The sequence below is a fragment of the Pseudomonas syringae pv. cilantro genome, from assembly GCF_001293775.1.
Lineage (GTDB): Bacteria > Pseudomonadota > Gammaproteobacteria > Pseudomonadales > Pseudomonadaceae > Aquipseudomonas > Aquipseudomonas syringae_P.
In genome coordinates, this window is record NZ_LGLN01000067.1 from 172,847 (window position 1) to 180,823 (window position 7,977).

At 58.8% G+C, this 7,977-nt stretch carries 7 protein-coding genes; all 7 read right to left on the reverse strand.

All coding sequences use genetic code 11. From position 1 onward, the window contains the following. Entirely contained in the window at positions 1 to 1,242 is a 1,242-nt protein-coding gene (locus ABJ99_RS18025) for an FAD-dependent oxidoreductase (RefSeq protein WP_054086976.1), read from the reverse strand. Then, positions 1,224 to 2,126: a bifunctional methylenetetrahydrofolate dehydrogenase/methenyltetrahydrofolate cyclohydrolase FolD gene (gene folD / locus ABJ99_RS18030; RefSeq protein WP_054086977.1), complete on the reverse strand. Its 903-nt coding sequence runs from the start codon at positions 2,124 to 2,126 to the stop codon at positions 1,224 to 1,226. Before folD ends, ABJ99_RS18025 begins: the two co-directional genes overlap by 19 nt. Further along, positions 2,123 to 2,992 carry a formyltetrahydrofolate deformylase gene (purU, locus tag ABJ99_RS18035; RefSeq protein ID WP_054086978.1) on the reverse strand — a complete coding sequence of 290 codons (870 nt, stop codon included), beginning with the start codon at positions 2,990 to 2,992 and terminating at the stop codon, positions 2,123 to 2,125. Before purU ends, folD begins: the two co-directional genes overlap by 4 nt. Positions 2,993 to 3,273: 281 nt before the next feature. Beyond that, positions 3,274 to 4,002 carry a DUF4198 domain-containing protein gene (locus tag ABJ99_RS18045; protein ID WP_054086980.1) on the reverse strand — a complete coding sequence of 243 codons (729 nt, stop codon included), beginning with the start codon at positions 4,000 to 4,002 and terminating at the stop codon, positions 3,274 to 3,276. Positions 4,003 to 4,040: 38 nt separating this feature from the next. Next, the gene (locus tag ABJ99_RS18050; protein ID WP_054086981.1) at positions 4,041 to 6,152 is read right to left on the reverse strand and encodes a TonB-dependent siderophore receptor; all 2,112 of its coding nucleotides are present in this window, start codon (positions 6,150 to 6,152) and stop codon (positions 4,041 to 4,043) included. Between the two features lie 230 nt (positions 6,153 to 6,382). Continuing rightward, entirely contained in the window at positions 6,383 to 7,684 is a 1,302-nt protein-coding gene (locus ABJ99_RS18055; RefSeq protein WP_054086982.1) for an Nramp family divalent metal transporter, read from the reverse strand. 108 nt (positions 7,685 to 7,792) lie between these two features. Next, on the reverse strand, positions 7,793 to 7,977 hold a 185-nt coding region (locus ABJ99_RS29270; RefSeq protein WP_230081051.1), incomplete at its 5' end, for a hypothetical protein.

A 7,977-nucleotide genomic window follows, 5' to 3' on the forward strand; every position in this document is an offset into this window, starting at 1 on the left:
TCAGTGGCTGGCCGCTGTTGCGCCCATTTCGTTGACTTGCTGGAAGGTCGAGAAGCGCTCCAGGCCGAATGGCCTGATCAGCTCCGGCACTGTGCCGCCGCTGGCCACCAGCTCGGCCATGGTCTTGCCGCAGATCGGCGTGGCCTTGAACCCCCAGGTGCCCCAGCCTGCGTCCAGGTAGTAGTTCTTCACTGGCGACAGGCCCATGATCGGGCTGTAATCCGGGGTCATGTCGGTGATCCCGGCCCACTGGCGCATCAATTTGGCGTTGGCCAGAAACGGAAACATCTCGATGGCGTGGGCGAGCAGGCTTTCCTTGAGGTCCAGCGTCGAGCGGCTGTTGAACAACGGGTAAGGGTCAGAGCCGCCACCGAACACCACTTCGCCACGGCTGGTCTGTTGCACGTAGCAGTGCAGGGCGGACGAACTCACCAGCGGGTCGAGAAAAGGCTTGAACGGCTGAGTGACCATGGCTTGCAGCGGGAAGGTCTGGATCGGCGAGCGGATCCCGGCTTTTTTCATCATTTGCGAACTCATGCCCGCGACCGCTTGTACGGCGCAACCGCACTGGATGGTGCCGCGATTGGTTTTCACCGCCGTGATGCTGCCGTTTTCGATCACCAGTTCCTGCACTTCGGTCAGTTGATGAATTTCGACGCCACGCTTGGCGGCCTGTTTGGCGTAGCCCCAGGCGACCGCATCGTGGCGCGCGGTGCCGCCGTCGATGTGCCACAAGCCCGCCAGCACCGGCAGATGGCCGGGGTCCAGATTCAGGCTCGGCACCAGTTCGCGGATCTGCTGGCGGTCGATCATCTCGGTACGGCCGCCGAAATGCTTGTTGACCTCGGCACGCTGGCGAAATGAACGCACCGTGGCGTCGGTGTGGGCCAGGGTCAGTTGGCCCCGTTCGGAATACATGATGTTGAAGTCGAATTCGTTGGACAGGCCCTGAAACATCTTCACTGACTCGGCATAGAACTTCACGCCCTCGCTGGTCAGGTAGTTGGAGCGGATCACAGCGGTGTTGCGTGCGGTGTTGCCGCCGCCCAGATAGCCTTTTTCCAGCACCGCGATATTGGTGATGCCGTGGTATTTCGACAGGTAGTAAGCCGTCGCCAGCCCATGGCCGCCGCCGCCGATGATGACCACGTCATAAGAGGATTTGAGTTCCTTGGGCGCCGGCAGATCCACCTCGACCGGGTACTCCGAGCTGAGCCCGTATTTCAGTAGATTGAAAGGCATACGGCCTCCGATTGGCTGCGTTGCGCGTGGGCTTGCTGTCTGGCAGCGGTCACTGTGTTTTGCATCAGAAAGGCGATGGTCATCGGCCCGATGCCGCCGGGTACCGGGGTAATGGCAGCGGCGACGTCGAGGGCGCTGTCGAAATCGACATCGCCCACCAGGCGGCTGCGGCCCTGGTCCTGAATACGATTGATGCCGACGTCGATCACCACCGCGCCGGGCTTGAGCCAGCTGGCATCGATCAGTCGCGGCTTGCCGACGGCGGCGACCACGATGTCCGCCAATCGGCACAAGGCTTTGGCATCGCTGCTGCGCGAATGCACCACGGTGACCGAGCAGTGCGCCTGCAACAGCAGGGCGGCCATGGGTTTGCCAACGATATTGGAGCGGCCGATGACCACCGCATGCTTGCCGGTCAGGTCACCGCAGGTCTCTTTGAGCAAGTGCATGCAGCCGCTGGGCGTGCAGGGTGTCAGCACGCGGCGTCCCTGGCTGAGACCGCCGATGTTTTCACTGTGAAAACCGTCGACATCCTTGCTTGGGTCAATGGCCTGCAAGGCGCTTGTTTCTTCGATATGGGCGGGCAAAGGCAGTTGCAGCAGAATGCCGTTTACGCTGTTGTCGGCGTTCAATTCGGCAATCAACGCCAGCACACGCGCATGACTGCTGTCGGCAGGCAGTCGGTGTTCCAGCGAGCGGATGCCGACTTCGTCGGCGCGCAGGATCTTGTTGCGCACGTACACCTCGCTGGCGGGGTCGTCGCCCACCAGAATGACCGCGAGTGCCGGTTCGATGCCCTCGGCTTTCAAGCCGTGCACGTCCTGTCTGACCTGCTCCAGAACGCGAGCCGCCACGGCCTTGCCGTCGATGATGCACGCGCTCATCGGAAAATCACCGTTCGGTCGGTATTCAGAAACACCCGATGTTCCAGGTGATATTTCACTGCGCGGGAAAGCGCGATGGTTTCGTTGTTGCGGCCTGCGGCAACCAGATCGTCGGGCAGGTACACGTGGTCGACACGCTGTACTTCCTGTTCGATGATCGGGCCTTCGTCCAGGTCGCTGGTGACGTAATGCGCGGTGGCGCCGATCAGTTTCACGCCACGCTCGTACGCCTGGTGATAAGGCTTGGCGCCCTTGAAACCTGGCAGAAACGAGTGATGAATATTGATCGCCCGGCCTGCCAGCTGCTTGCACAGGTCATCGGAGAGAATCTGCATGTAGCGCGCCAGCACCACCAGCTCGGTGCCGGTTTCATCGACCACCTTCATCAACGCAGCTTCCTGCGCGGCTTTGGTGTCCTTGGTCACCGGCAGGTAAATGAAGCGAATGCCCTCGCGCTCGGCCATTGGTCGAAGGTCAAGGTGGTTGGAAACGATGGCGGTAATGGTCATGTCCATTTCGCCCTTGTGATGGCGATACAGCAGGTCAGTCAGGCAGTGGTCGAACTTGCTCACCATTAACAGCACGCGCATCGGCCGCCGCGTGTCGTGCAGTTCCCACTGCATTGCGAAATCCCTGGCCACGGCGGCTTCGAATCCGGCTTTCAACTGCTGGATGTCGCCTTCGTGACCGTCGTTGAAACGGAACACCGCGCGCATGAAAAAGGTGCCGCTGAACTCGTCATCGAACTGGGCCATTTCACCGATGTAGCAGCTGTTGCCAGCCAGATACGAAGTCACCGCCGCGACAATGCCGGAGGTCGCCGGGCAGCTGATCTTCAGGATGAAATGGTTCTTCTCGTGTTGCATGGCGTGTCCTCTGGAGGGTGGCGGCAGCTCGGTGCAAGGGCGAAAAAGGTCAGATACAGAGCTCTGTTCGTGCCGAATAAAATTCTCTACAGGAATTTAATATTCTTGATGCTGTTTTATAGGCGAAAGGAAATTCAGCGTCCAGAGGTTTCTGGAAACTTTGTTTACTTAAGGGAATATGTAGGGTGCCTGGAGATGTTCTGAAGGACGTGGTGCGTTCAGTGCACCGTGTTCAGGTAAAGAAACGCCTTAATCAGGCGTTTCTCGACCTAATGAAGACGTCAGTCGTGGTGTGCCTCACCCACGAACGTCAGCGAAGTGAACAGGCCTCGTTCGGCAATATCGGCGTTGTCCTTGACTGGCAGGCTGACCTCGGCGGCGATGATATTCAGCCCCTCGTTACGCACGATTACATTCGCCAGGCCCTGGGCGTCGGTCTCGGCACTGACCACGTCGGGTGCGCTGCGGTAATCGCCGATCAGTTTGATACCGGCGGCTGGCTTGCCGTCGATCAGCACGCGCACCGACAACGGTTTGCCGACGCCGACGTGCAACGGATCAGCCTGCGGCACGATGACGAAGTTCAGCTTCTCGAAGGTTGGCAGATGCGCGCCTTCTTCATAGATCGCGACGCTGTATTTGAAGGTGTGGATCGAGTCGGTGCCATTGGGCACTTTGCTGCGCCCCTCGTTGATCCACTTTTTCTCGGCGTTGCGCGTCCACATGCCGTTATCCAGCGCCACGTACATCACGGCAGGTGGCTTCAGCGGGATCAGTCGAGCATGGTCTTCAAGGCGTTGTACCGTCACCGGGATCATTTTGCCCTGACGATCATAAGCCCAAGCGCCGCTGACTTTCCGGGCCGTGAAGGCGTTGTCTTCCGCGCCATGGCCGTAAACCACTTCGATATTGCCACGTCGCTGCTCGGTCCAAAGCCCGTGGGCGCTGGCCTGGGTGGCGAACAGTACGCCGAGCAGGCTCAGGGCCAGTAACGATTTTGCTGCAAGCATGGTGCATCCTTAAGGGTGTGAATCGAGGGTGATCTGCGTTAAAGGCTGAGTGTCAGGCTGACCGTGAAATTACGCGGTTCGCCGGGCGCGACCCAGTAGTTGCTGTAGGAGCGCTCGTAGTATTTTTCATCGAAGATGTTGTTCAGGTTCAAACCCACCGTAACGTTGTCGCTGGCCTTGTAATGTGCCAGCACGTCCACGGTTTGATAAGCGGGCAGCTCGAAATCACCGCCGGATTGCCCCGAACGATCACCGACGTAAGTGTACGCAGCGCCGACGTCCGAACCACGCAACACGCCTTCCTGAAACTCATAGACGCTCAGCAGGCTGCCGCTGTGCTTGGCTACACCAAGGATGCGGCTGCCTGACGGGATGGTCCGGTCGCCCTTGGTCACTTCGGCATCGATGTAGGCGAACGCCCCGATAATTCGCACCGCGTCGGTGACTTGCCCGGTGAATTGCAGGTCGAAACCCTGGCTGCGTGCCTTGCCCACTGCGCGATTGGTGTCGGTGGCCGGGTCCAGTGCCAGCACGTTTTCCTTTTCGATATGAAAAGCGGCGAGGGTGGTACTCAGGCGGTCGTCGAACAGCTCGCTCTTGATCCCGACTTCATAGCCGACGCCTTCTTCCGGGTCGAACGTCTGGCCAGCAGCGTCCAGCCCGTTGTTGGGCTTGAAGGAAGTCGATGCGTTGGCGAACAGACCGACTTGCGGAGTGAGCTGATAAAGCAGCCCGGCACGCTGGGTGAACGCGTCCTGACGCTGGCCGGAAGTGGCGTTGGTGGTGAAGTCATCCACCTGCTGATCAAAGTGTTCGTAGCGCGCGCCGATCATGCCGCGCAGCTTGTCGGTAAAGACGATCTGGTCTTGCAGGTTCAATGCACGGCTTTCGATGTGCTCGTAGAAGTCGGTCCCCGAGCGTGCGCCATTGGGTTTTGGCTGGCCGTACACCGGGTTGTAGATGTCGATGGCGTAAGGGCTGCCGGCGATGGTGGTGACTCGTTCGTTCTTGCGGTAATTTTCGTACTCGGTGCCGATCAGCACTTCATGCTCGACGCCGAGGCCATCGAAACGGCCGCGCAGTTCGATCTGGGTGATGCTGTCATGCCAGTTGTTGTCGCGTTCGCGATAACGACGATTGACGGTGCGGCCGTCGGCATTCAGCGGGCGCGACTCGCTGGCGAAACCCGACATCTCGCCCTGCTTGTAATGACTGGCTACGCGCAGCGACCACACATCGTCGAGCTGATGTTCCAGCGCGAACTGCACCATGTTGTTGTCGTTATCGATGTCATCGTCCGGCTCGCCAAGGAAGGTCGAGCGCGACACGCCGCTCCATTTGTTATTGGGCGCGACCACGCCGCGGTCGAAGGTGGAGGTGTGCCGGACGAACTCGGTTTCCACCAGCAGGCTGGTGTCAGGGGTCAGCTGCCAGCTGAAGGACGGGGCGACGAACACTCGCTTGCTCTCGACATGGTCGCGAAAGCTGTTGTTGTCTTCGACAGCCAGATTGACCCGCGACAGCAGGTTGCCGTCTGAGTCCAGTGGCGTGTTGACGTCCAGCGCGGTGCGGTAGCGATCCCAACTGCCCGCGCTGGTCTGCAGGGTAGTGAAGGCTTCGCGCTGCGGCTTCTTGGTCACGATATTGACCGTGCCACCAGGGTCGCCACGGCCGTACAGGCTGGCGGCCGGGCCTTTCAGCACTTCGATGCGCTCGATGTTTGCGGTGTCTGGCGTGGTCGGGTAGCCGCGGTTGGCGCTGAAGCCGTCCTTGTAGAACTCTGAGGTGGTGAAGCCGCGAATGCTGTACTCGTAAAGCGTCAGGCCGCCGAAATTGTTCTGCTTTGATACACCGCCGGCAAAGTCCAGTGCCCGCTCGACACTGTTGCTGCCCAGATCCTTGAGCACAGAAGCAGGCACCACGCTGATTGACTGGGGGATGTCCCTGATCGCGCTATCGGTTTTGGTGGCGGTGGCCGAGCGAGTCGCGCGATAGCCCTGAACCGGGCTGGTAGCGGACTCATACTGATAGTCGGAGGTGACGTTGACGCTTTCCAGTTCAATGGTCTGCGGCTGTTCTGCCGCATAGCCATTGCTGCCCCAAACCCCGATTGCCAAGCCTGCCAGAGACGCGATTCTACGAGACGACATGTGAGACTTCCTGATAGTTATAGATACAATATAACATCTCCATTGAGAATTATTGCCGTTTGTTGTTCGGCGGGGATGTAACAGTTGTATCAACCGGCAGGGGGCCTGAAGCACAAGAGCAGGGTTGAGGTTCTGGAGAGCATTCGATCATGGCAAACCGAGTCCATGCCCAGCGTCGAGCATGGACTCGCGGACGGTTAATTCAGTGGAAATATAGCGATCTATGGGGTTCAGGCCAGCAACTCCGCCCCTAGCTGAAACGCCACCCACAACGCCAACCCGGTCGCAAAGGTCAGCGCGATATTCTCGAACCAGTTGTTGCGGTATTCCTTGCTCAACAGCGACTTCTGATTGGACATGATCAGCAGCCCGAGCGAGATGATTGGCAAGCCGATGATGTTCAGCGCGTTGACGCCCAGGGTCAGGGTGACGAAGTCGGGCATGCCGGGCAACGACCAGATCAGCGGGGTGACCAGGATGAACAGCATGAACCACTTGTGCATCGGGTCGTTGTGGAAGACCTTGCCGTAGCGTTCGCGGCGCTTGGGGCTGATGTGCTGGAACGCATCGGTGATCAGCATCGGAAAGGCGGTGGTCTTGCCGGAAATGCTGGCGAACAGCGTGGCGAATACGCCGATGAAAAAGATGTACCAACCCAACGGACCGAAGAATATTTCCAGCGCCTTGCCCAGATCGGCCAGGGTGTTCACCTGAATACCGTTGGGCCGCAGGATTTCAACGCCCACCACCCATATGGCCAGATTGATGACGATGCCGACAATCACCGCAAACAACAAGTCGTTACGTTGCATGCGTTTGTGCTGCGGCCCCGTCCAGCCTTTTTCGCGCATGACATAGGGGTGGACGAAGTTGGCTATGGAGCCGGCCACCGCACCGATCACCGACACCGCCACCAGCAGCGCGCCATGCACACCTTCGTCGGGCGGAATGCTGAAACCGATCGTGCCCTTGATAATGCCGGTAACATCAGGACCGGACATGATCGCCAGAGTCAGAAACGCGAGGGTCATGATTGCCAGCAGCACTTTCATTACGCCTTCGATCATCGTGTAGATATTGCGACCGACCAGCAGCCAGACGGCGAGCACCACCGCGACCGAGCAGAGCAGCGGCTGGTTGATGTGCAGCAACATCGCCAGCGCTTCACCGGCACCCTTGATCATGTAGGCGTTGATCAGATGCCCCATCAACAGCGCGTAGCCGAGCAAGAACCATGCGAAGAGCGGGTGCAGTTGCGCGTAACCCTGAAGAATGGTCATACCCTGGTTGTTACACAACTGGAACCTGGCAATGATGTTGACGATCAGGAACCTGAGCAACAGAGATATCGCCAGCACCCACATCATGGCGTAGCCGTAACTGGCACCTGCCACCGAAGAGGTGATCAGGTCACCGGCGCCCAACCACGAAAGCACCGCGATAATGCCGGGGCCGAGCAGCTTTGCCAGTTTTTTGAGGCGGGGTTCGGCTGCGGGCGCAGCCTTTTCTTCAAGCGTAGGGGTGCCAGACATGCGTTCTATCTCCATTCTTATTGTAGTGAGACGTGACTCATTTCCGGACAAGATAAGACGTCGTACAACGGGTGTGGAAATTCAAATGTAACTAGGTGTAAGGGCGTTTTATGGATGGGGTGCAGTTTTGGCGTCTGTTGTTAATTCACGATGATGATCTGACTGATTCTCACAGTAATGCTCGCGTTGGGTGACGCTCGGCTTCACATCTATGCCGCTCCACAACGTCATGCCCTGCCCGTAGCCACTGCATAAACGAAAGCGTTTTTTTACCGCGATGGCACTGACGACGC